19 protein-coding genes are annotated in these 21,397 nt (G+C 71.6%); 7 read left to right on the top strand and 12 right to left on the bottom strand.

Going from position 1 to position 21,397, the window contains the following annotated elements:
* Positions 1-79: 79 nt before the first annotated feature.
* The gene (locus tag ACWEBX_RS19105; protein ID WP_451886002.1) at positions 80-1,378 is read left to right on the top strand and encodes an LCP family protein; all 1,299 of its coding nucleotides are present in this window, start codon (positions 80-82) and stop codon (positions 1,376-1,378) included.
* A gap of 98 nt (positions 1,379-1,476) precedes the next feature.
* On the opposite strand, the gene ACWEBX_RS19100 is transcribed toward ACWEBX_RS19105, so the two are convergent.
* The 5 genes from ACWEBX_RS19100 to ACWEBX_RS19080 are packed head-to-tail and all read right to left on the bottom strand — an operon-like array spanning position 1,477 to position 6,496.
* Positions 1,477-2,424: a hypothetical protein gene (locus tag ACWEBX_RS19100; RefSeq protein ID WP_451886001.1), complete on the bottom strand. Its 948-nt coding sequence runs from the start codon at positions 2,422-2,424 to the stop codon at positions 1,477-1,479.
* Positions 2,421-3,830 carry a protein phosphatase 2C domain-containing protein gene (locus ACWEBX_RS19095; protein WP_451886000.1) on the bottom strand — a complete coding sequence of 470 codons (1,410 nt, stop codon included), beginning with the start codon at positions 3,828-3,830 and terminating at the stop codon, positions 2,421-2,423. Before ACWEBX_RS19095 ends, ACWEBX_RS19100 begins: the two co-directional genes overlap by 4 nt.
* 10 nt (positions 3,831-3,840) lie before the next feature.
* Positions 3,841-4,506 (bottom strand): vWA domain-containing protein, encoded by a 666-nt coding sequence (locus tag ACWEBX_RS19090; RefSeq protein ID WP_384795634.1) that lies wholly within the window; start codon positions 4,504-4,506, stop codon positions 3,841-3,843.
* Between the two features lie 17 nt (positions 4,507-4,523).
* Positions 4,524-5,003 (bottom strand): hypothetical protein, encoded by a 480-nt coding sequence (locus ACWEBX_RS19085; protein ID WP_451885999.1) that lies wholly within the window; start codon positions 5,001-5,003, stop codon positions 4,524-4,526.
* Positions 5,000-6,496 carry a methyl-accepting chemotaxis protein gene (locus ACWEBX_RS19080; protein WP_451885998.1) on the bottom strand — a complete coding sequence of 499 codons (1,497 nt, stop codon included), beginning with the start codon at positions 6,494-6,496 and terminating at the stop codon, positions 5,000-5,002. Before ACWEBX_RS19080 ends, ACWEBX_RS19085 begins: the two co-directional genes overlap by 4 nt.
* A gap of 204 nt (positions 6,497-6,700) precedes the next feature.
* Here ACWEBX_RS19080 and ACWEBX_RS19075 point away from each other — a divergent pair, with 204 nt between their 5' ends.
* Together ACWEBX_RS19075 and ACWEBX_RS19070 are read left to right on the top strand one after the other, a co-directional pair.
* Positions 6,701-7,393, top strand: a complete 693-nt coding sequence (locus tag ACWEBX_RS19075) for a tellurium resistance protein (RefSeq protein WP_451885997.1) — start codon at positions 6,701-6,703, stop codon at positions 7,391-7,393.
* 240 nt (positions 7,394-7,633) lie between these two features.
* The gene (locus tag ACWEBX_RS19070; RefSeq protein ID WP_451885996.1) at positions 7,634-8,254 is read left to right on the top strand and encodes a hypothetical protein; all 621 of its coding nucleotides are present in this window, start codon (positions 7,634-7,636) and stop codon (positions 8,252-8,254) included.
* 77 nt (positions 8,255-8,331) lie between these two features.
* On the opposite strand, the gene ACWEBX_RS19065 is transcribed toward ACWEBX_RS19070, so the two are convergent.
* A complete protein-coding gene (locus tag ACWEBX_RS19065) occupies positions 8,332-9,489 on the bottom strand; it encodes an acyl-CoA dehydrogenase (protein WP_384795626.1) in 1,158 nt (385 codons plus the stop codon).
* A gap of 191 nt (positions 9,490-9,680) precedes the next feature.
* Here ACWEBX_RS19065 and ACWEBX_RS19060 point away from each other — a divergent pair, with 191 nt between their 5' ends.
* Complete coding sequence (locus ACWEBX_RS19060) at positions 9,681-11,024, top strand: UDP-glucose dehydrogenase family protein (protein ID WP_451885995.1); 1,344 nt, start codon at positions 9,681-9,683, stop codon at positions 11,022-11,024.
* Between the two features lie 622 nt (positions 11,025-11,646).
* Complete coding sequence (locus tag ACWEBX_RS19055; RefSeq protein ID WP_451885994.1) at positions 11,647-12,006, top strand: VOC family protein; 360 nt, start codon at positions 11,647-11,649, stop codon at positions 12,004-12,006.
* 16 nt (positions 12,007-12,022) lie between these two features.
* On the opposite strand, the gene ACWEBX_RS19050 is transcribed toward ACWEBX_RS19055, so the two are convergent.
* From ACWEBX_RS19050 to ACWEBX_RS19035, 4 genes are all read right to left on the bottom strand, one after another.
* Positions 12,023-13,228 carry a dipeptidase gene (locus ACWEBX_RS19050; RefSeq protein ID WP_451885993.1) on the bottom strand — a complete coding sequence of 402 codons (1,206 nt, stop codon included), beginning with the start codon at positions 13,226-13,228 and terminating at the stop codon, positions 12,023-12,025.
* 234 nt (positions 13,229-13,462) lie between these two features.
* The gene (locus tag ACWEBX_RS19045) at positions 13,463-14,656 is read right to left on the bottom strand and encodes a dipeptidase (protein ID WP_451885992.1); all 1,194 of its coding nucleotides are present in this window, start codon (positions 14,654-14,656) and stop codon (positions 13,463-13,465) included.
* Positions 14,657-14,661: 5 nt separating this feature from the next.
* Positions 14,662-15,186 (bottom strand): 5-(carboxyamino)imidazole ribonucleotide mutase, encoded by a 525-nt coding sequence (purE, locus tag ACWEBX_RS19040; protein WP_451885991.1) that lies wholly within the window; start codon positions 15,184-15,186, stop codon positions 14,662-14,664.
* Positions 15,183-16,343 carry a 5-(carboxyamino)imidazole ribonucleotide synthase gene (locus tag ACWEBX_RS19035; protein ID WP_451885990.1) on the bottom strand — a complete coding sequence of 387 codons (1,161 nt, stop codon included), beginning with the start codon at positions 16,341-16,343 and terminating at the stop codon, positions 15,183-15,185. The genes purE and ACWEBX_RS19035 overlap by 4 nt, the downstream gene beginning before the upstream one ends.
* 209 nt (positions 16,344-16,552) lie before the next feature.
* Here ACWEBX_RS19035 and ACWEBX_RS19030 point away from each other — a divergent pair, with 209 nt between their 5' ends.
* Positions 16,553-17,098, top strand: coding sequence for a GtrA family protein (locus ACWEBX_RS19030; RefSeq protein WP_451885989.1), 546 nt, complete (start codon positions 16,553-16,555; stop codon positions 17,096-17,098).
* A 51-nt stretch (positions 17,099-17,149) separates the two neighbouring features.
* On the opposite strand, the gene ACWEBX_RS19025 is transcribed toward ACWEBX_RS19030, so the two are convergent.
* A complete protein-coding gene (locus tag ACWEBX_RS19025) occupies positions 17,150-18,433 on the bottom strand; it encodes an ATP-binding protein (protein ID WP_451885988.1) in 1,284 nt (427 codons plus the stop codon).
* A gap of 166 nt (positions 18,434-18,599) precedes the next feature.
* Positions 18,600-19,277 (bottom strand): response regulator transcription factor, encoded by a 678-nt coding sequence (locus ACWEBX_RS19020; protein ID WP_235457590.1) that lies wholly within the window; start codon positions 19,275-19,277, stop codon positions 18,600-18,602.
* A 527-nt stretch (positions 19,278-19,804) separates the two neighbouring features.
* On the opposite strand from ACWEBX_RS19020, the gene ACWEBX_RS19015 reads away from it, so the two are divergent.
* Complete coding sequence (locus ACWEBX_RS19015; protein WP_451885987.1) at positions 19,805-21,301, top strand: oligopeptide:H+ symporter; 1,497 nt, start codon at positions 19,805-19,807, stop codon at positions 21,299-21,301.
* Positions 21,302-21,397: the final 96 nt, after the last annotated feature.

Below are 21,397 nucleotides of genomic sequence, written 5' to 3'. Positions count from 1 at the left end.
ATCAGCTCTGCAACAGGCGTGACCCAGATCTCCCTGCTCTCTTGTAAGGGGCCTGGTGGAGAGCGGCACACTGGTCCGCATGAATGATTGGCCCGACGGGTGGTCCGACGACAACCGCAGCAACCGCTACGGACGCGGCAGCGCAGGCGCACAGCCTGAGAGCGCCCGCGTCATGCGCCAGGTCCGTCGTGGGCCCGCCGCACCCGCCCCGGGCCAGGGTGCGCCGCCGTACGGGACCGGGGTTCCCCGGCAGCCCTCGTACGTCGACGGCCAGGGCTACGACGAAGGCCAGGGCTACGACAACGGGTACGACTCCGGCTACAACAGCGGCCAGGTGTACGGGAACGGCCCCGGCGGTCCGCAGGGCCCCGGCGGGGACGGCGCGTACCCGCGGCGCCCCGCGCCGAACTGGCGGCGCCGGATCAAGTGGACCGCGATCACGCTGGTCACCGCGCTGGTCGTGGTCTCCGTCGGAACGTATTTCTGGGCCGACTCCAAGCTCCACCGTGACGTGGATCTCTCCAAGGTCATAGACCGGCCGGAGACCGGCGAGGGAACGAACTACCTGATCGTCGGCTCCGACAGCCGCGCCGGCATGTCCGCCGAGGAGAAGAAGAAGCTCCACACGGGCTCCGCCGAGGGCAAGCGCACGGACTCGATGATGATCCTGCACACCGGCAGCAACGGCTCCACGCTGCTGTCGCTGCCGCGTGACTCGAACGTCACGATCCCCAAGTTCCAGGGCTCCGAGTCCGGCAAGATCAAGGGCCCGCTGGGCCAGAACAAGCTGAACGCGGCCTACGCGTTCGACGGTCCCACGCTTCTGGTCAGGACCATCGAGTACAACACCGGCCTGCACATCGACCACTACGTGGAGATCGGCTTCGCCGGGTTCGCGGGCATCGTCGACGCGGTCGGCGGTGTCGAGATGAACCTCGACCAGGGCTTCAAGGACAAGTACTCCGGCGCCGACTTCAAGGCGGGCAAGCAGACGCTGAACGGCGAGCAGGCCCTCGCCTTCGTCCGTACCCGGCACGCCTTCGCCGCCTCGGACCTCCAGCGCACCAAGAACCAGCAGAAGTTCCTGGCCGCCCTGGCCCACCAGGTCGCGACCCCCTCGACGGTCCTGAACCCCTTCAAGCTGTACCCGACGATGGGCGCGGGCCTGGACTCGCTGGTCGTCGACAAGGACATGAGCCTGTGGGACCTGGCCGACATGTTCTGGGCCATGAAGGGCGTCACCAGCGGCGACGGCAAGTCCATGAACATGCCGATCTCCGGTTCCGTCGGCGGCAACCTCGTCTGGGACAAGACGAAGCTGAAGACGCTGGTGGACGAGCTCAAGAACGACGAGAAGGTCACGGTCTCGGGCAACTGACCCGCCTCCGACCGCCGTCGCCTACGAGGCCCACGTCACCGGGGGTCACCGCCGGCCGACCGACCCGCCGACACCGCCGCTCGCCGGCTGTCGGCGGGTCATTTTCGTAGCGTGATCCGGCCCCGCGTGCGGGGGCCGTCGAACTTGGACCGGTCGACGACGGGCCTCGGGGCCGGCTCCGCGGCCATCAGGCGGATGGTGTCGCGGCCCGCCAGGGCGGTGCACCACTGGCCCAGGTGAGGTCGGGTGCCCCGGGGGCCCGACGCCTCCTCCCAGAGGTCACGGACCGCGTCGGCCCGCCGGTCGTCGAGGACACCGGACAGCGGCCGCAGCGGCTTGCCCGGCGTCACGTACGGGTCCTGGCTCACGACACGGCCCACCAGCAGAGCCGCCTTGTAGCGGTCGCTGTCCACCGTGGCGGTGCCGGCGGCGGCCAGCGGGTCGTGCCAGTCGGGGGTGTCCGCCTGTTCCAGGACCGGGGGCCGCCCGGCCATGCGGACGCCGTCGCAGTCCAGGAGATACGGGGCCGGTGCGGGCCGGACCGTCCACAGCACGTTCGCGTGGGACACGTCACCGACGACGAGACCCAGGGCGTGCAGCCACCGGAAGAGCCCGAGAACGGCCACGACCAGCGCGAACCGCTCGGCGGGCGACGGCTGCGCGACGGCCTGCCAGGCCGGCCTCGGCGGCCGGAGCAGATAGGACAGGTCGGTCAGCCGGGTCTCGCCGCGCGAGGTCGGCCAGGTCATGGAGTCCGGCGCGCGGCGCATCAGGAAGCCGGTCGCCCTGCCGCCGTCCACGACCCGGCACAGCGGCCACGCCGCCTCCCGGTCCAGGCGCTCGCGGTCGGCCGGGGCGAGCCCCTGCCGCAGCGCCACGAGCGCCGCCAGTTCCCGCCCGTCGGCCTTCCCCGGCTCGCGATAGCTCTTGTACAGCAGCCGGCCGGGACCGACGACGTCGTACACCTCGCCCTGGCCGCCGTCGCCGACGCGCGCGCCGAGGGTGAGCGAGCCGAGTGTCACGTCGGCGCCGTCGTCGGCGCTCACGGCACGGCCTCCCACAGGACGACGGCGGTGCGGTCGTCGTCGTACGACTTCACCCGGTACTGGAGCTGCCACAGGAAGTCGGCCGGCGCCGGCGCCGCTCCACGCCCCCATCCCGACCCGAGGAACTCCCGCATCTCCGCGTCGCCGGCGAGCGGTGTGGACAGGCCGTCCGTGCACAGCACGAGGACGTCGCCGGGCAGGGCCGGGGCGAGGAGCAGGGCGCGGGCGCGGTGGCCGTGCGGCAGGGCGGCGGTACGGGTGTCGATCATTCCGTCGCCGTCGTGCTCGGGGTCGGTCAGGGACAGGTTCCACTCCCCGCCGCGCAGCAGTGCCGTGCCGCCGTCGCCGACGGCCAGGAAGCCCCGGGTGCGCACCCGGGGATCGAGCGGCACGAGCAGGGCGCGCAGGGTGGTGGCGTACGCGGCGGGGTCGTCGCCGTGTTCACGGGCGCGGTGCGCGAGCAGGGTCGCGACCCGGCCCACCGCGGTGTCCGCGAGGGCGGCGAACCCCGGCTGATCGCCCGTGCGCAGGGTCTCCGCGAGGTCCGCGGACACGGCGTCCAGCTCCATCGCGGCGAGCCGGCAGGCCTCCTGGGAGCCGACGTGGGAGCGCGCCGCCGATCCCACGCCGTCCGCCACCGCGAGCAGCAGCAGTCCGTCCGGGCCGGCCGCGCCGAGGCGCACCACGGCCAGCGAGTCCTGGCGCGGCTCGCCCTGATAGCGGTGCGAGTCGCCGCGCACCGACGCCGCCCGCACGGTCAGGGCGCCGTACCCGGCGCCGTCCACGACCATGTCGGGCGTCAGCGCCGCGGTCGGGTCCTCCCGGACCGAGGGAAGCTCCCGGGGCTCGGGGGCGTACAGCGGGGGCTTGGGGCCGGAATGCGGCGGCGCGCCGAGCGTCCGGACGGCTCCGGTCCGGGCGGTGGACTCCTCGGCCGCGTACGCGGCCGTGGGGGTGGATGCGGGTGTGGGTGTGGGCGCGGGGACAGGGGCGGGCACGGGGACAGGGGCGGGCACGGGTACGTACAGCGGTGTCGGCTCGTACGTCGAGGGCGGCGGTGACTGCGGGGTGGGCCCGTACGCGCACGGCGGGAGCGGCCCGGCGGGCGGGTTCGCGGACGTCCCGGGCCCGGTGCCCGGCACGGCGAAGGGCGCGTCGGACTCCGACTGGTCGTTGAAGACCTGGTCGACGCTCTGCCAGGTCGCCTCCAGCGGGTCGGGCTGCCGCGCGTCCGGCCATCTGAGCTCCGGGCCGGCCCGGTCCGGCTCGACCGCGGCCGGGTCGTGCGGACCGGACTCGCGCGGACCTGGCTCGCGCGGACCTGGCCGGTGCGGGCCGGTCTGGTGCTGGGCGGTCTGGTGCGGGCCGGTCCGGGACGGTCCGGGGGCGTTCATGTCGTTCCCCATGGATGGCACCTCACATCTTGTCGAGAGAGACGATGGAGAAGCCGGGCACGGTGTCGTCCACGGCCAGCGTGAACCCGTTGCCGCCGTCCGCGCCGATGCTCCCGGCGGACCGGACGATCGACCGGGTGAGGCTGGAGGCGAACTCGCGCAGCGCCTGCGCCGGTGACACCGAGGAGTCCTGCTGCATGAAGGCCCGGAAGTTCGCGACCCGGGCGATCGTCGACTCCTGCGCCTCGCCGATGCCGAAGGCGATGATCTTCGGGCAGAACCGTGACTGGGTGACCTCCTTGTACGCCTGGTCCCAGTCCGGGTCGGTGGGAATCCCGTCCGAGAGGAAGAAGACCACGGGGCGGTACACCTCGTGGCCCTCCGCCTTGAGTCCCGCCACGTCGGCCTCGACACAGCGCAGCAGGGTGCGGAACGCGTCGCCGTACGAGGTGAGTCCGCCCGCGGCGAGCGCGGGGACCGAGTCGATGTCGCTGAGGTCGACGAGCGGCTGCAGCACGGTGGCGCTGTCGGAGAAACCGATGAGGCAGAAGCGCGTCTTGTCGGCGACGGTCGGATTGGTGCTGATCTCGTGGTGCAGGTCCGGGAGCGCGCCGTTGATGGCGTCGATCGGCTCGCCGATCATCGACCCGGACTCGTCGCAGAGCAGGTAGAAGGGCAGGATCTGCAAGGTCTCGTACCTCCGGGTCAGTACGTGTAGAAGTAGATCTCGATGTCGGCGTGCCCCGGGGAGGCGCCGCCTTTCCAGAAGTCGCGGGTGGTGGCGGCACGGAACATGTCCGGACGGGCCTTCTCCAGCAGGGCGTTGACCTCGTGGGCGTAGCGGCCTCCGGCGCCCGGGTCGGTGTGGCGTCCGAAGGTCAGCACGAAGGCGGCCTGCCGGCCCCGGTAGCGGGCGGTCGCACCGCGCAGTGCCCGCACGATGCCTCCGTCGTCGCCTTCGGCGGCGTCGACGGCCACCTTGACCGGTGTGCGGACCACCGCCCGCGGGCCGGTGTGCCGGGATTTCTTCCCGGCGGCCGGGGCCGAGGACGAGGAGGCGGGGCGCTTCTCGGCGGCCTGCGGGTCGCCCTGGTCGCCCATGGCCACCAGGGCGAGGACGAGCAGCATGTCCGCGAACAGCCAGCCCGCCATGTGCAGGGGCTGGAACCTTCCGCCGCGCTTCATCGGGCCTCGGTCAGGGGCGGCGCGGGAGGCGGCGGGGGCTGACGACGGGGGTCGGGCCGCGAGGCGCCGGGGTGGCCCGGGTCACCGGAGGGGGGCCCGAATCGGTCGGCGGGAGCGTCGGCCTGCTCCACGGGCGACCCGAACCGGTCCGAGGGAGCGTGGCCCACGTCGTCGGAGGGAGCGTGGCCCGCGTCGGCGGAGGAGGCACGGCCCGCGTCCGGGGACCGGAAATACCCGTGGGTGTGGCCACCCGCCAACCAGACCGTCTGCCCCGCCTGGTCCGCGTGGCCTGCCTGGTCCCCGTAGCCTGCCTGGCCCCCCTGGCCCGGAGGGCCGAAGTGCGCGGGGCCGCCCGACCTCAACTCGGCCACCAGCCGGGCGAACTCGTCGGCGACCGCCCGCAACGCACCGCTCTGGGCGTTCAGTTCACGCACCGCGTGCTGGGACTGATCGACCGCGCGGGCCGTGTCCTCGGCCACCTCGCCGAACCGGCCGAGGAGTTGGGCCGAGATGTCCGACGTCACCTCGATACCGGTGGCGTAGGCCCGCTGGGACGCGGCCAGCACGGTGACGGACTCCTCGACGCGGTCTCCGGCGCCGTGCACGGCGAGCCGCACCTCACCGCTCGCCTCGCGCACGTCGTCGAGCGCCTTGCCGACCCGCGCCCCGCCGTCGCTGACGGCGGCCTCGACACGGCCGACCGCGATCTCCAGGGGCCTGACGGAGGTGTCGACCCCGGCCAGCGTGCGTTCCGCGCCCCGCACCGCCTCACCGACGGTCGAGGCCGCCGCCGTCAGCTCCTTCTGGACCCGGACCGCCTTGTCGCCGAGCCGCCTGAGTGTCGCGGCGGACTCGGTGAGCTCGGCGGCGAAGCGCTGGGGGGAACTCGACCGCTGCCCGTTCAGCACGAGCTGGGCGCGGGTCAGCGCGGGGACGAGAGCCGCCATCAGTTCCTCGCGGCCGCGGTCGGCGTCCTCCTCCCGGCGGGCGACGGCGGACCGCCGCAGGCCGTGCACGAGCACCAGGGCGAAGAGCAGCGCGATGGCGACGGTGGCGCTCATCGCCACGTGGCCGAACGTGAAGGCGCCGGTCAGGTGCCCCTCGAACCCGGACTGCCAGAGCTGGAGGAACGGCCGGGAGGCGGCCCTCGGATCCGCGCCCGTGAGCGCTCCGTAGGCGCTCGACGCCCGGGTCAGGCCGTACCAGGTGAGCATCAGCGGTACGAAGACCAGCGCGCCCAGCGCTCCTTCGGCGTAGGACCAGAGCGCGTGCTCCGCGGCCCGGCCGCCGGGTGCCCGGAGGCTCTCGGGGCGGGCGTAGGCGGCGAGGAGATCGAGTTCGGACCACGGGTCCAGCTCGTCGGCGTTCCGGTTCCGCAGTGCCGCGGCGAGCGCGGTCAGTTCTTCCTTCCGGGTTCCGAGCGCCGGCCGCTCCGCGAGTTCCTCGATGCTCTGCGCGATCACATGACGGTCCATCAGGGCGCCTGACGGCATGCCCACCCCCACAACACGACGGACGCGGGGGCGCGTCGACGGCGACCCTGGATCCCCACCCGTGTCACGTGCCGTCGTGTCCCCCGCCGGTTCACACGCACCAGACGCGCGACCGAGGGCACAGAGAGTACTCCAGCAGACACGCTCCGCGCATAAACTCGCGACACCCGCCACACTCCCCGACGGCGGCGCGAGGGGGACAAGTTGAGCAACGACGAACGCCGACGGGCGACCATCCGCCTGAGGCCCGCGCCCGGCGTCGGGCCCGGGACCGGCGCGCGGCGCGCGGACCCGCCGGCCCGTGAGGTGCCGCGGGTTCCCGTCGCGCGGGCCGAGACGATGCTGACCAGGTCGGCGCCGAGGGCCCGCATCACGGGGCGTGGCGTCCTTCAGGTGAACCTCAACCGGCCGCCGGGGACCGGGGCCGACCTCGACCTCGGCTGCATGGCCGCGTTCACGGACGGCACGTGTGCGGCCGTACAGCCGCTGGGGAACACCTTCGGCTCGCTGTCGCGGTGGCCGTACATGGAACTCGACCAGGACGACCGCACGGGGGCGTCCGCGGACGGGGAGACGCTCCGGGTGGACCTGGAACGGCGCGAACTGTTCCGCCACCTGCTCTTCCACGTGTACGTGTACAGCGGCGCCGTGGATTTCCGGAGCCTGGGCGCCACGGCCACCGTGACCGCCCCGTCCGGCGGTTTCCGCATCGCGCTCGACGACTCCCCCGAGGGCGCGACGGGCTGTGCCATCGCCCTGGCCACACCCGCGGAGGGCGGCCTCACCGTCAGCCGCGAGGTCCGCTGGTTCACCGGCACCCTGCGGCGCTCGGTCCAGGAGCAGATGGACAGCGCCTACGGGTTCGGTCTCACCTGGGTCCGGATGCGGAAGGACTGATCACCGATCCGGGTGTTCGGCTCGCGACGCCGACGCCGTGAGGTCGGCGCAGGCCCGGGCCGCGACGAGTGGCGGCCGACGGCTTCTGCTGGTGCGACGCGCCCCTTCCTGCGGGACAGTGGCGGCACGCCCCGGTTCACCGGCCGGCCACCGCGCCGTACCGCGGCCCCTGCCGGAGGAGGGTGCGCCGACTCGTCCTGGTCCGGCTCCGGACCCCACGTCCGTCGTCGAGAGGACCACATGATGGAGACAGCCTTCAGCCGGACGCGGCAGAGCCTGCACGGGCTGGCCGAGCTGATGATGGCCGGGCCCCAGTACCGTCGCTCCGGCACGATCCGCCTCGGCGTGACGTCCACCGGCTTCGCCACGACGAAGGAGCCCGATCTGCGGCTGGACGGCCTGGAGCTCGTGGCCGACGGGCGCCGGCTCCCGCTGCGCGGAACCTTCGCCGAGCTCGGCGAGGCGGCCGGCGTGGAGCCGGGAGCGCCGCGGGATCTGTACAAGGACGGTTGCGGGCTGACCGTGTCGGACCCGCTGACGATCGACCCCGACGCCGCCCTGAGGATCACCGGGAGCTTCGGCCTCGGCCGGCAGGCGCTGCGCGACTTCGCCCCGCGGGAGAACCCCGTGCTGTGGCCCGAGCACTTCGACCTCGGCATCACCTGGGACAAGGTCAGCTACGGCATCTCCCCCGGGGACGGGTTCCTGGACGAGCCCTACGCGTACGTGGGACCGGAGGCGGTGCCCGCCGCGGGCTCGTTCTGGAACGCGCCGTTCGGCGCGGCGCGGCCGGTCCAGGAACTCGGCGACGCCGAGGCGATCGCCGGGTTCCTCGCCGAGGGCCGCCGCCTGCTCGGGTGACGCCAACGACAAGGGGCACCCGCGAGGGTGCCCCTTGTGGTGCTTCGACTTGTACTGCTTCGACCTGCGAGAACGCCTTACGGCAGGTTCCGCGCCATCACGATCCGCTGGACTTGGTTCGTGCCTTCGTAAATCTGGGTGATCTTCGCGTCGCGCATCATGCGCTCGACCGGGTAGTCGCGGGTGTAGCCGTAGCCGCCGAGGAGCTGGACGGCGTCGGTGGTGACCTCCATGGCGACGTCCGAGGCGAAGCACTTGGCGGCGGCGCCCTGGAAGGTGAGGTCCTTGTCGCCGCGCTCCGACTTGGCGGCGGCCGCGTACGTGAGCTGGCGGGCGGCCTCGATCTTCATGGCCATGTCGGCGAGCATGAACTGGATGCCCTGGAAGTCGGCGATCGGCTTGCCGAACTGCTTGCGCTCCTTGACGTAGCCCTTGGCGTAGTCGAGAGCGCCCTGGGCGACACCGAGGGCCTGGGCCGCGATGGTGACGCGGGTGTGGTCCAGGGTCTTCATGGCGGTCGCGAAGCCGGTGCCCTCCTCGCCGATCATGCGGTCGGCGGGGATGCGGACGTTGTCGAGGTAGACCTCGCGGGTCGGGCTGCCCTTGATGCCGAGCTTGCGCTCCGGGGCGCCGAAGGAGACGCCCTCGTCGGACTTCTCGACGACGAAGGCGCTGATGCCCTTGGAGCGCTTCGTCGGGTCGGTCACCGCCATGACCGTGTAGTACTCGGAGACGCCCGCGTTGGTGATCCAGCGCTTGACGCCGTTCAGCACCCAGAAGTCGCCGTCGCGGACGGCCTTCGTCTTCATGCCGGCCGCGTCCGAACCGGCGTCCGGCTCGGAGAGGCAGTACGAGAACATGCCGTCGCCCTTGGCGAGCGGGCTCAGGTACTTCTTCTTCAGGTCCTCGGAGCCGGAGAGGATCACCGGCAGCGAGCCCAGCTTGTTCACCGCGGGGATCAGGGAGGAGGACACGCAGACGCGGGCCACCTCCTCGATCACGATGACCGTCGCGAGGGCGTCGGCACCGGCGCCGCCGAACTCCTCGGGGACGTGCACGGCGTGCAGGTCGTTCGCGACCAGGGCGTCCAGCGCCTCCTGCGGGAAGCGGGCTTCCTCGTCCACCGCGGCGGCGTACGGCGCGATCTTCGCCTCGGCCAGCGAGCGGATCGCGTCCCGGAGCATGTCGTGCTCCTCGGACGGGCGGTACAGGTCGAAATCAGCCGATCCGGCCAAGGTCTCTCACGCTCCAAAAGGTGCTGTACTGGCGGCGCTAACTACCGTTAAGTAACACAAATTTTAGGCCCCCGCCCGCGGGACGGATACGTGAGGTTGGCGACAGGGGGAAAACTGCCCGTGAAAGCGCTCCCCAAAGCCCCGACTATGCTCAGGCGCGCACCTACGCGCCGCACACCTCAGGAGCACCCATGGCCCTCAAGATCACCGTGATCGGCACCGGCTACCTCGGCGCCACCCACGCCGCGGCCATGGCCGAGCTCGGCTTCGAGGTCCTCGGGCTCGACGTCGTGCCGGAGAAGATCGAGATGCTCCAGCGAGGCGAGGTCCCGATGTTCGAACCCGGTCTCGAGGAGCTGCTGCGCAAGCACGTGGCCGGGATCGAGGGCTCCACGGGCCGGCTCCGCTTCACCTTGGACTGGGCCGAGGTCGGCGCCTTCGGTGACGTCCACTTCGTGTGTGTGAACACACCGCAGAAGCATGGCGAGTACGCCTGCGACATGTCGTACGTCGACGCGGCCTTCGAGGCGCTGGCGCCGCATCTGCACGGTCCGGCCCTCGTCGTCGGCAAGTCCACCGTGCCGGTCGGCTCGGCGGAGCGGCTGGCCGCCCGGCTCGCGGAGCTGGCGCCCGCGGGCGAGGACGCCGAGCTGGCCTGGAACCCGGAGTTCCTGCGTGAGGGCTTCGCCGTGAACGACACGCTGCACCCCGACCGGATCGTGGTGGGCGTGCGCGGCGAGCGCTCCGAGAAGCTGCTGCGCGAGGTCTATGTGACACCGGTCTCCGAGGGCACGCCGTTCGTCGTGACCGACTTCCCGACCGCCGAGCTGGTGAAGACGTCCGCGAACTCCTTCCTCGCCACCAAGATCTCCTTCATCAACGCGATGGCCGAGGTCTGCGAGGCCGCCGGCGGCGATGTCGCCAAGCTGGCCGAGGCCATAGGACACGACGAGCGGATCGGGAAGAAGTTCCTGCGGGCCGGGATCGGCTTCGGCGGCGGCTGTCTGCCCAAGGACATCCGCGCCTTCATGGCACGCGCCGGTGAGCTGGGCGCCGACCAGGCGCTGACCTTCCTGCGCGAGATCGACTCCATCAACATGCGGCGCCGTGGGCAGATGGTGGAAATGGCGCGTGACGCGCTCGGCGGCGGTTCGTTCCTCGGCAAGCGGGTCGCCGTGCTCGGCGCGACGTTCAAGCCGGACTCGGACGACGTGCGCGACTCCCCGGCGCTGAACGTCGCCGGGCAGATCCACCTCCAGGGCGGCCAGGTCACCGTGTACGACCCGAAGGGCATGGAGAACGCCAAGCGGCTGTTCCCGACGCTCGGGTACGCCGGCTCCGCCGTGGACGCCGTACGGGGTGCCGATGTCGTCCTGCACCTGACGGAGTGGCGCGAGTTCCGCGAGCTGGACCCGGCGGTGCTGGGCGAGGCGGCGACGTCCCGGGTGGTCCTGGACGGGCGGAACGCGCTGGACCCGGAGACATGGCGCCGGGCCGGCTGGACGTACCGGGCGATGGGCCGCCCGACGGCCTGAGCCCTCGACGGGCGGACACTGCCGCCGGCCGGGGTATGGGCTCAGGCTTCAGGCGGCAGGTTCCGGTTCCGGTCCCGCGGCGGGGCGCCGGTCTCAGCGCGGGCTTCGGCTTCGGGCGGCAGGGTCCCATTCCGGCCCCGAGGCGAGGCGCCGATCTTGGCGCGGGCTTCGGCTTCGGGCGGAGCGTCGGCGGGTGCCGCGGGCAGGGCGTCGGCCGAGGGCGCGGCGGTGGACGACGGTCCGGCCGAGGCTCAGTCGGCCGGACCGTCGCCGGTTGCATTCTGCACCACTTCGCTGTGCCGTGACCGGAGACCGCCGGACCGCGTCCGGCTCCCGGCCCCGCCGCCCGCAGGATTTACCGTGACCGGGGTCACCTTCCGGCGCGCCGAATGCCCCGCGTGCGCCAGGCACACCGCCCGCAGAGATTCGCGCAACTCGCGGGCGCCCGCCGCCTCGCCCGCCGCCGGACCGGAGCGCGCCGGCCCCTCGGGTGTGTCCAGGGAGTCGGCGCCCGACTCGAGGTCCAGGGTGCCTTCCATACGGGAGCATGGGGTAACCGTTACCGATTGAAGCGGTGCGCAGGTAACCCGCCGGTGTTGCCGGAGATACCACGGAGGAAGTCATGGCTCTCGCCGAACTGGACGTCGTCGTCCTGGACTGTCCCGACCCGCGCGCGCTCGCCGAGTTCTACGCGGGGGTGCTGGGCGGCACCATCACGGAGGAGACCGACTGGTTCGACCTGGAGGTGCCCGGCGGCCGGAAGCTGGCGTTCCAGGCCGCGCCCGGGTACGTACCGCCGCGCTGGCCGTCGCCCGACGGCTCGCAGCAGCTCCACCTGGACCTGAAGGTCGAGGACCTGGACGTGGCGGAGAAGGGCGTGCTGGCCCTCGGCGCGACGCCGCTGGACACCGAGGACAGGTCGCGTTCGTTCCGGGTGTACGCCGACCCGGCCGGACACCCGTTCTGCCTCTGCGCCTGCTGAACGGACCCGGCGGCGGTCAGCCGTCCAGGTCGGCGATCCTCGCGGAGGACGGCGGCCTGCGGTGCTGCGCGGCGCGGGCGGTGAAGTCCGCGCCGCGCAGCACGCGCTGGACATTGCCCCAGGTGAGCAGGGCGAGGTCGGAGGCGGACCAGCCCCGGGTGATGAGCTCCGCGATCAGATGCGGATAGCAGGAGGCGTCGGCGAGGTCCTGCGGATGGGCGGTCCCGGAGTCGTACGTGCCCGAGAGCCCGATGCAGTCCGCTCCCGCGAGCGCCCGGACGTGGTCGAGGTGGTCGGCGACGTCCCGGACGGACGGGCCGGTCTGTTCGGCGGTGAGCGGCACCATGCACAGGCCCTTGGCGATGCCCAGTTCGGCCAGTACCTCGTCGGACAGGTTCGACGGGTGGGGGCGCAGGGCGCGGGCGGCCGAGCGGGTGAACAGGACCGGGGCCTTGGAGGCGGCGAGAGCGCGGCCGGTCGTGGCGTCCGAGGTGCCCGAGAGGTCGGCGAGGACGCCGAGCCGGTTCATCTCCCGCAGCACCTCCTCGCCGAACCGGGTCAGGCCCGTCTCACCCGCCCATGAAGCGCCGGTGAGGGTGAGGACGCGCAGGCCGAGCGCGTGCAGGACACGCAGGATGCCGAGCGAGTCGCCGAGCGCGGCGGCTCCGGCCGGGCCGAGGACGACGGCGACGCGGCCGCAGTTGCGGGCGTCGGCGACCTCGCCCGCGCCGCGCGCGAGCCGCAGGCCCTCGGGGTGGGCGTGGATCACGGTCTTCACCAGGTCGAGCTGTTCCAGGGTGGCGCCGACGGCCCGGTCCCCGGCGAGGCCTTCGGGCAGGTGCAGCGACCAGAACAGGGCGCCCACGTGCCCTTCGCGCAGGCGCGGCAGGTCCGTGTCCACGGCGCTCTCGCCCAGCTCCAGATCGAACCAGGGCAGATGGCGCAGGGCCCAGGGGAGCCCGCTGTAGCCGTCGGCGACGGGGGTGCCGGCCAGGAACGTACGGGCCCGTGCCAGCGGGTCGGAGCCGTCGGCGGCCGCCGGGGAACGGTCCGGGGCGCCGGAGCCGGCGACGAGGCCTGTGGCGCCGGAGCCGGCAGCAAGGCCGGTGGCGCCTGCGAGGAGAGTCCTGGAGGGCAGCGCTTCGGTGTCGGGCCAGGCAGCGGGCGGGTCGAGCTCTCCCACCTCGACGGTGGTGTGCAGTTCGTCCTGCAGGTCTGCCATGACGGGCTCCGGGAGGTGGGCAGCGGTGATCACCAGCGGTGTTACCGCCACCGTGGCACGGGGCCCGGGGCGCTTCCTGGTGGGTGCGGCGTTCGGGGGAGCGCACCGCTCCCCCGGTCCGGAAGCCGCCCGGCACCCGTGCCGGGCGCACGCGGAAGGCGCCCGGGCGGGGAGCCCGGACGCCTTCGTGGGTCCCGGAGTCCGGGGCCCGGTGACTCGGTGGGCCGTCGTCCCTCAGCCGTCCAACTGCTCCAGCGTCGCGTTCGACGGCGCCCGGCGGGATTGGAGGTCGCGGGCGACGTCCTCCGCCGCGCCCAGCACGCGCACGGCGTTCTGCCAGGTCAGCTTGGCCACGTCCGTGGACGACCAGCCGCGGTCCAGGAGCTCGGCGATCAGGTTCGGATAGCCGGATACGTCGTCCAGTCCGGCCGGGGTGAACGCCGTGCCGTCGTAGTCGCCGCCGATGCCGAGGTGGTCGATGCCCGCGGTCTCGCGCATGTGGTCGAGATGGTCGGCGACCGTCGACACCGTCGCGATGGGGCGCGGGTTGTCCTCCTCGAAGGCGCGGTGGACCTTCATGGCCTCGGCGGTGGTGTCGAGGTGGTGGAAGCCGTTCGCACGCATGTTGTCGTCGGCCGCGGCCGTCCAGTCGACCGCCGCCTGGAGGACGAACTTCGGCACGAACGTCACCATCGCCACTCCCCCGTTGGCGGGCAGCCGCTCCAGCACGTCGTCCGGGATGTTGCGCGGGTGGTCGCACACGGCGCGGGCCGAGGAGTGGGAGAAGATCACCGGCGCGACGGAGGTGTCGAGCGCGTCGCGCATGGTCGTCGCGGCCACGTGCGAGAGGTCCACGAGCATGCCCTCGCGGTTCATCTCCCGTACGACCTCACGGCCGAACGCGGACAGGCCGCCCACGACGGGAGAGTCCGTCGCCGAGTCCGCCCACGCGATGTTGTCGTTGTGGGTGAGGGTCATGTAGCGGACGCCGAGCGCGTACAGCCCGCGCAGCGCGGCGAGGGAGTTGTCGATCGAGTGACCGCCCTCCGCGCCCATGAGGGAGGCGATACGGCCCTCGGCGCGGGCCGCCTCCATGTCCGCGGACGTCAGCGCGGCCCGCAGGTCGGCGGGATACCGGTCGATCAACCGCCGTACGCAGTCGATCTGTTCCAGCGTCGCGGTGAGGGCGCCGGGCAGGTCCGAGCGGACGTACACCGACCAGTACTGCGCGCCGACGCCGCCCGCGCGCAGCCGGGCCAAGTCCGTGTGCAGGTGGGCGCTCTGGTCGGTGGCGATGTCACGGGCGCCGAGGTCGTAGCGGACCTGCTCCCGCAGCGCGTAGGGCAGGTCGTTGTGTCCGTCGACGACCGGGAACTCGTCGAGCAGGGCGCGGGCACGGTCGATCGAGGGCAGGGAGGACGAGGACATCCGCGTCACTTCCCGAAGCCGAAGCCGCCGGCGGCGCCCTCGACCTTGGCACGCAGCCGCTTGCCCTTCTCGGTGGCCTGGTCGTTCAGCTCCTGCTGGAACTCCCGCATCCGGCCGAGGAGTTCCTGGTCGTGGGCGGCGAGCATCCGGGCGGCCAGCAGACCGGCGTTGCGGGCGCCGCCGACGGAGACGGTCGCCACCGGCACGCCGGCCGGCATCTGCACGATGGAGAGCAGCGAGTCCATGCCGTCGAGGTACTTGAGCGGGACGGGCACGCCGATGACGGGCAGCGGGGTGACCGACGCCAGCATCCCGGGCAGGTGGGCGGCGCCGCCGGCGCCCGCGATGATCGCCTTGAGCCCGCGTTCCGCGGCCTGCTCGCCGTACGCGATCATCTCGTGCGGCATGCGGTGCGCGGAGACGACATCCACCTCGTAGGGGATCTCGAACTCGTCCAGCGCCTGGGCGGCGGCCTCCATGACCGGCCAGTCGGAGTCCGAACCCATGACGATGCCTACAACGGGGCTCATTCGGTGATCGTGCCTCTCAGGTAGCCGGCTGCGTGCCGGGCGCGATCGAGGACGTCGTCCAGGTCGTCGCCGTAGGTGTTGACGTGGCCGACCTTACGGCCGGGCTTCACGTCCTTGCCGTACATGTGGATCTTGAGCTGCGGGTCGCGGGCCATGCAGTGCAGGTACGCGGAGTACATGTCGGGGTAGTCGCCGCCGAGGACGTTCGCCATGACCGTCCACCTGGCGCGCGGGCGCGGGTCGCCGAGCGGGAGGTCGAGGACCGCGCGGACGTGGTTGGCGAACTGGGAGGTGACCGCGCCGTCCTGGGTCCAGTGGCCCGAGTTGTGCGGGCGCATGGCCAGTTCGTTGACGAGGATGCGTCCGTCGCGGGTCTCGAAGAGCTCGACGGCCAGGTGGCCGACGACACTGAGTTCCTTGGCGATGCGCAGCGCCAGTTCCTGCGCCTCCAGGGCCAGCTCCTCGGCGATGCCGGGCGCCGGGGCGATCACGGTGTCGCAGACGCCGCCGACCTGCTGGGACTCGACGACGGGGTACGCGACGGCCTGGCCGTGCGGGGAGCGGACGACGTTCGCGGCGAGCTCCCGCGCGAAGTCGACCTTCTCCTCGGCGAGGACGGGAACGCCGGCGCGGAACGGGTCGGCGGCCTCCTCCAGGGAGCGGACGAACCAGACGCCCTTGCCGTCGTAGCCGCCGCGGACGGTCTTGAGGATGACCGGGAAGCCGTCGCCCTCCTCCCCCTCGGCGAGGCCTTCCGCCGCGAACGCGGCCACGTCCGTGACGTCGGTCACGATGCGGTGCCGGGGGCACGGCACACCGATCGCGTCGAGCTTGGCGCGCATCACACCCTTGTCCTGGGCGTGCACGAGCGCGTCGGGGCCCGGCCGGACGGGGATGCCGTCCGCCTCCAGGGCCCGCAGGTGCTCGGTCGGGACGTGCTCGTGATCGAAGGTGATCACGTCACAGCCCCGCGCGAAGTCACGCAGCGTGTCGAGGTCGCGGTAGTCGCCGACGACGACTTCGCCGACGACCTGCGCCGCGGAATCCTGCGGAGTGTCACTGAGGAGCTTGAACTTGATGCCGAGCGGGATGCCCGCCTCGTGTGTCATACGAGCGAGCTGGCCACCGCCGACCATGCCGACTACCGGGAACGTCACGCTCCAAGAGTATCGGCCGCGCCACCATGGCCGATTTCCGCGGCGATTCGCCCGATTTTCCCTTCCGCTGACCGCCTCTTTTCTTACCTGTGAGCACATGCACAGGCACCGTGCGGGAGGGCTGGTTAGCATGGGCTGGCTGGAGTATTCCACCGCGCGTTCACCCGCGCGCACACGATCAAGACCCACCGACGGGGGCTGGCAAGACCATGGGCAGTGCTACACCGGGGCCTCATACCGGGCCTCGCAGCGCGGTTCGGCGCCGCTTCGACCTGCTCTTCCGCGAGGTCGCCAAGTTCGGCGTGGTGGGCGGAGCGGGGCTGCTCGTCAACCTGCTCGTGTTCAACCTGGTGCGCCACCTCACGGACCTCCAGGTCGTGCGGGCCAGTGTCATCGCCACGGTCGTGTCCATCGTCTTCAACTACATCGGGTTCCGCTACTTCACCTACCGGGATCGCGACAAGGGCGGGCGCACGAAGGAACTGACGCTGTTCCTGCTGTTCAGCGCGGTGGGCCTGGTCATCGAGAACGGCGTCCTGTACGTGGCGACGTACGGCTTCGACTGGGACAGCCCGCTGCAGAGCAACATCTTCAAGTTCCTCGGCATCGGCGTCGCGACGCTCTTCCGCTTCTGGTCCTACCGCACCTGGGTGTTCCGGGCGCTTCCGGCCCGGGAGGCGGTGGCCAGTGCCGAATCGTTCCTGGACGAGAAGCCCGAGCCCGGGACGCGCCGCCCGCGGGCCCGCGTGAACTGACGCGCGTTCCTCCGCCTGCCCGCGCGTTCCCCTGCCTGATCCCGCGTTCCCCTACCTGACCGTGTGCCCCTCGTCGTCCTCGGCGAGCCGGGGCGGGCGCTTGTGCGGGGTGCGGGACAGGAACAGGCCGAAGACCGGCGGCTGGGCCTGGAGCATCTCCAGACGGCCGCCGTCCGCCTCCGCGAGGTCGCGGGCGACGGCGAGACCGATGCCGGTGGAGTTGCGGCCGCTGATGGTGCGCTCGAAGATGCGGGCGCCGAGGTCGGTGGGAACGCCGGGGCCCTCGTCGGTGACCTCGATGACGGCCTGGTTGCCGATCACGCGGGTGCGCAGCGCGACGGTGCCGCCGCCGTGCATCAGAGAGTTCTCGATCAGTGCCGCGAGGACCTGGGCGACCGCTCCCGGGGTTCCCACCGCCTGGAGATGACGCTTGCCGGAGCTGACGATCGCGCGGCCGGCGCTGCGGTAGGCGGGGCGCCATTCCTCGAGCTGCTGCTTGATGACCTCGTCGAGGTCGAAGGAGACGGCGGAGCCGGTCCGCGGGTCGCGGGCGTTGGTGAGCAGCCGTTCGACCACGTCCGTGAGGCGCTCCACCTGCGTCAGCGCGATGGTCGCCTCCTCCTTCACCGTGTCGGGGTCGTCGGTGAGGGTGATCTCCTCCAGGCGCATGGAGAGCGCCGTCAGCGGTGTCCGCAGTTGGTGGGAGGCGTCGGCTGCGAGGCGGCGCTCGGCGGTGAGCATGCGGCCGATGCGCTCGGCGCTGCCGTCCAGCACGTCGGCGACCCGGTCGAGCTCGGGGACGCCGTAGCGCTTGTGCCGCGGGCGGGGGTCGCCCGAGCCCAGCCGTTCCGCCGTCTCGGCGAGGTCGGTGAGCGGGGAGGCGAGGCGGTTGGCCTGGCGTACGGCGAGCAGGACGGCGGCGATGATCGCGAGGAGGGCGACGGCTCCGATGACCAGGAGCGTGCGGCCGACCTCCTTCGTCACCGAGGAGCGGGGCTCCTGGACGGTGACCTTCTCCCCCGACTCGCCCCTGGCGGTGTACTGGATGACGTCGCCGGTGGGCTGGCTGCCGACCTCGATGGGGTCGCGGCCCGGAATCCTGATCACGGCGTAGCGCCGGTCGGTGACCTGGTTCTTGAACGTGTCGCCGGTGATGTTCTCGTCGCCGAGGATGCGGCTGTCCACGATGCTGGCCAGGCGCAGCGCCTCGGAGTCCACGCGCTCCTGGGCACTGTTGCTGATCGTGCGGGTCTCGACGATGACGAGCGAGACGCCGAAGACGGCGATCACCACGAGGACGACGGCGAGGGTGGACTGGATCAGACGGCGACGCACGGGGCCCTCCGGGCAGATGGCTGTACCGGGACCAGTGTGCACGTTCGCCGCTCCGGCCCGAGCCGGTCACCGGTCCGGGCGCGCGGGTTTCCCCACCGACCGGACCGGCCGGGCCTCGGGTGGTCCCGGAGATCGGCCGCCCCGGGACCCCGGCCGCCGCGGAGCCTCAGCTCTTCTCGAAGCGGAAGCCGACCCCTCGTACCGTCGCGATGTAGCGAGGGTTCGCGGCGTCGTCGCCGAGCTTCTTGCGCAGCCACGAGATGTGCATGTCGAGCGTCTTGGTGGAGGACCACCACGTGGTGTCCCAGACCTCGCGCATGAGCTGGTCGCGTGTGACGACGCGGCCCGCGTCCCGCACCAGGACCCGCAGGAGGTCGAACTCCTTCGCCGTGAGCTGGAGTTCCTCTTCGCCCATCCAGGCGCGGTGCGACTCGACGTCGATGCGCACGCCGTGGGTGGCGGGCGGCTGCTGGGGCTCGGCGGCGCCGCGCCGGAGCAGCGCCCGTACCCGGGCGAGCAGTTCCGCGAGCCGGAACGGCTTGGTGACGTAGTCGTCGGCGCCCGCGTCGAGGCCGACGACGGTGTCCACCTCGTCGGCGCGTGCGGTGAGGATGAGGATGGGCACGGTGTGGCCCTCGGCGCGGAGCCGGCGGGCGACTTCCAGGCCGTCCATGCCGGGCAGTCCGAGGTCCAGGACCACGAGGTCGACACCGCCCTGCATGCCGGCGTCGAGCGCGGTGGGGCCGTCCTCGCGGACTTCGACCTCGTAACCCTCCCGGCGCAGGGCACGGGCCAGTGGCTCCGAGATGGACGCGTCGTCCTCGGCGAGCAGTACACGGGTCATGGGGTGATGGTAGTCCGCCGTGCCGCACGCCCGGGCAGTGATCCGCCCGTGGGATTCACACCCTCCGTCCGGGTGTTTCTTACCTGTGGGTGTGGGATGCGATCGTTACTGACACCTTCGAAAGGTCGCTCGCGGTTCCATGATTGCCTGTGATCCATATCTCAAGTCCTTCCATATGGGGCATTGCGATGTCGTATGGTGACCAGACGCCTGTTGCACCACATCGGGACCTTTGGCTCGAACTTGATGCTGAAGGTCTCTTCTGTGTGCGGGCTGGTGTCAGCCAGCCTCGAAGGAAAGACCTGTGGCCGGGCCCGTACACGCTGATGCGTGACGGGCGTGGATCCCGGTGGTCGCCGTCCGCCGCTCCGGCAATGCCGGAGCGGACTCCCCATGGGCGTGGGGAGGGGCGCCGGACCCCGCCGGTGCCGGCCGCCCCCCATGGGCGCGCAATTCCCCCGAGCTCTCGCTGTCGGCGTGAGTGAGGGGACCCCCCAACAGCGCGTCCCGACCAGCAAGGATCGACCATGGCGTCCAGCCTGACGAAGGACTCGGTGACCCCGGGAATCCCTGGCTCCGAGAAGACCTTCTTCGGCCACCCCCGCGGACTGGCCACTCTCTTCATGACCGAGATGTGGGAGCGTTTCTCCTACTACGGGATGAAGGCACTGCTCCCGCTGTACCTGGTGGCACCGGGCGGTCTGCACCTCAGCGCGGCCACCGCGACCGCGATCTACTCGGTGTACCTCTCCCTCGTGTACCTGCTCGCCCTGCCCGGCGGCTGGTTCGCGGACCGTGTCCTCGGCCCCCGCAAGACGGTCGCCGTCGCGGGTCTGATCATCATGCTGGGCCACCTCACGCTGGCTCTGCCCTCCTCCGGCACCTTCTACGCGGGCCTCGGCCTCGTGGCGATCGGTTCCGGTCTGCTGAAGGCCAACATCTCCACGATGGTGGGCCACCTCTACGACGGCCCGGACGACCCGCGCCGTGACGGTGGCTTCACGCTGTTCTACGTCGGCATCAACCTCGGCGCCTTCGCCGCTCCGCTGATCATCGGCACCGTCGGCGAGAGCGTGAACTGGCACCTGGGCTTCGCCCTCGCCGCGCTCGGCATGGCGCTGGGTCTCATCCAGTACCTGCTCGGCGGCCGTCACCTCAACGCCCGCTCGCACGAGGTCCCCACGCCTCTGACGGCCGAGGAGAAGTCCGCGACGCTGCGCAAGTCCGCGCTGTGGGCCGCTGTCGCCGTCGTCTTCTACGCGATCGTCGGCTTCTCGGGCCACTACACGCTGAACTGGCTGCTGGTCCCGATCATCATCGCCGGCCTGGTCATCCCGGTCATGGTCATCGGGCGCATCAAGCGCGACAAGTCCCTGGACCGTGCCGACCAGTCGAAGATGTCCGCGTACATCTGGTTCTTCGTGGCCGCGGCCGTCTTCTGGATGATCTACGACCAGGGCGGCTCGACGATGTCGATCTTCGCCGACGAGTCGGCGAAGAACACCATCTTCGGCTGGGAGTTCCCGGTCTCCTGGTACCAGTCGGTCAACCCGGTCATGATCATGGCGCTGGCCCCGGTCTTCGCCTTCGCGTGGCTGTGGCTGAACAAGCGCGGCAAGGAGCCGAGCACGGCGACGAAGTTCGCCTCGGGTCTGATCCTGATCGGCGCGTCGTTCTTCCTCTTCCTGGCCCCGCTGACGATCGCCGAGGGCGGTCACAAGGCGGCCGCGATGTGGCTGGTGGCGATCTACTTCGTGCAGACCGTCGGTGAGCTGATGCTCTCCCCGGTCGGCCTCTCCGTCACCACGAAGATGGCTCCGGCGAAGTACGCCTCCCAGATGATGGGTGTCTGGTTCCTGGCCGTCACCGCCGGTGACGCCACGACCGGTCTGCTCTCCATCGCCGAGGTCGACCTCAACAAGACGGGCATCGTCGCCATGGAGGCCACGCTCGCCGTGATCGCCGGTGTCGCGGTGTGGATGTACCGCAAGAAGGTCAAGGCGCTCATGGGCGACGTCCACTGACGTCGGTTCAACCTGCCCATGGCTAGATCACTCCGCTTCGGGTCTTGAGCGCGCTACTGAATCGCCCTATTTGGACTCGCTTTCGCTACGGCTTCC

The organism is Streptomyces sp. NPDC005070, from assembly GCF_053600395.1.
Note: the sequence above shows the minus strand (reverse complement) of the source record. Positions and strands in the feature narration are given on the sequence as shown.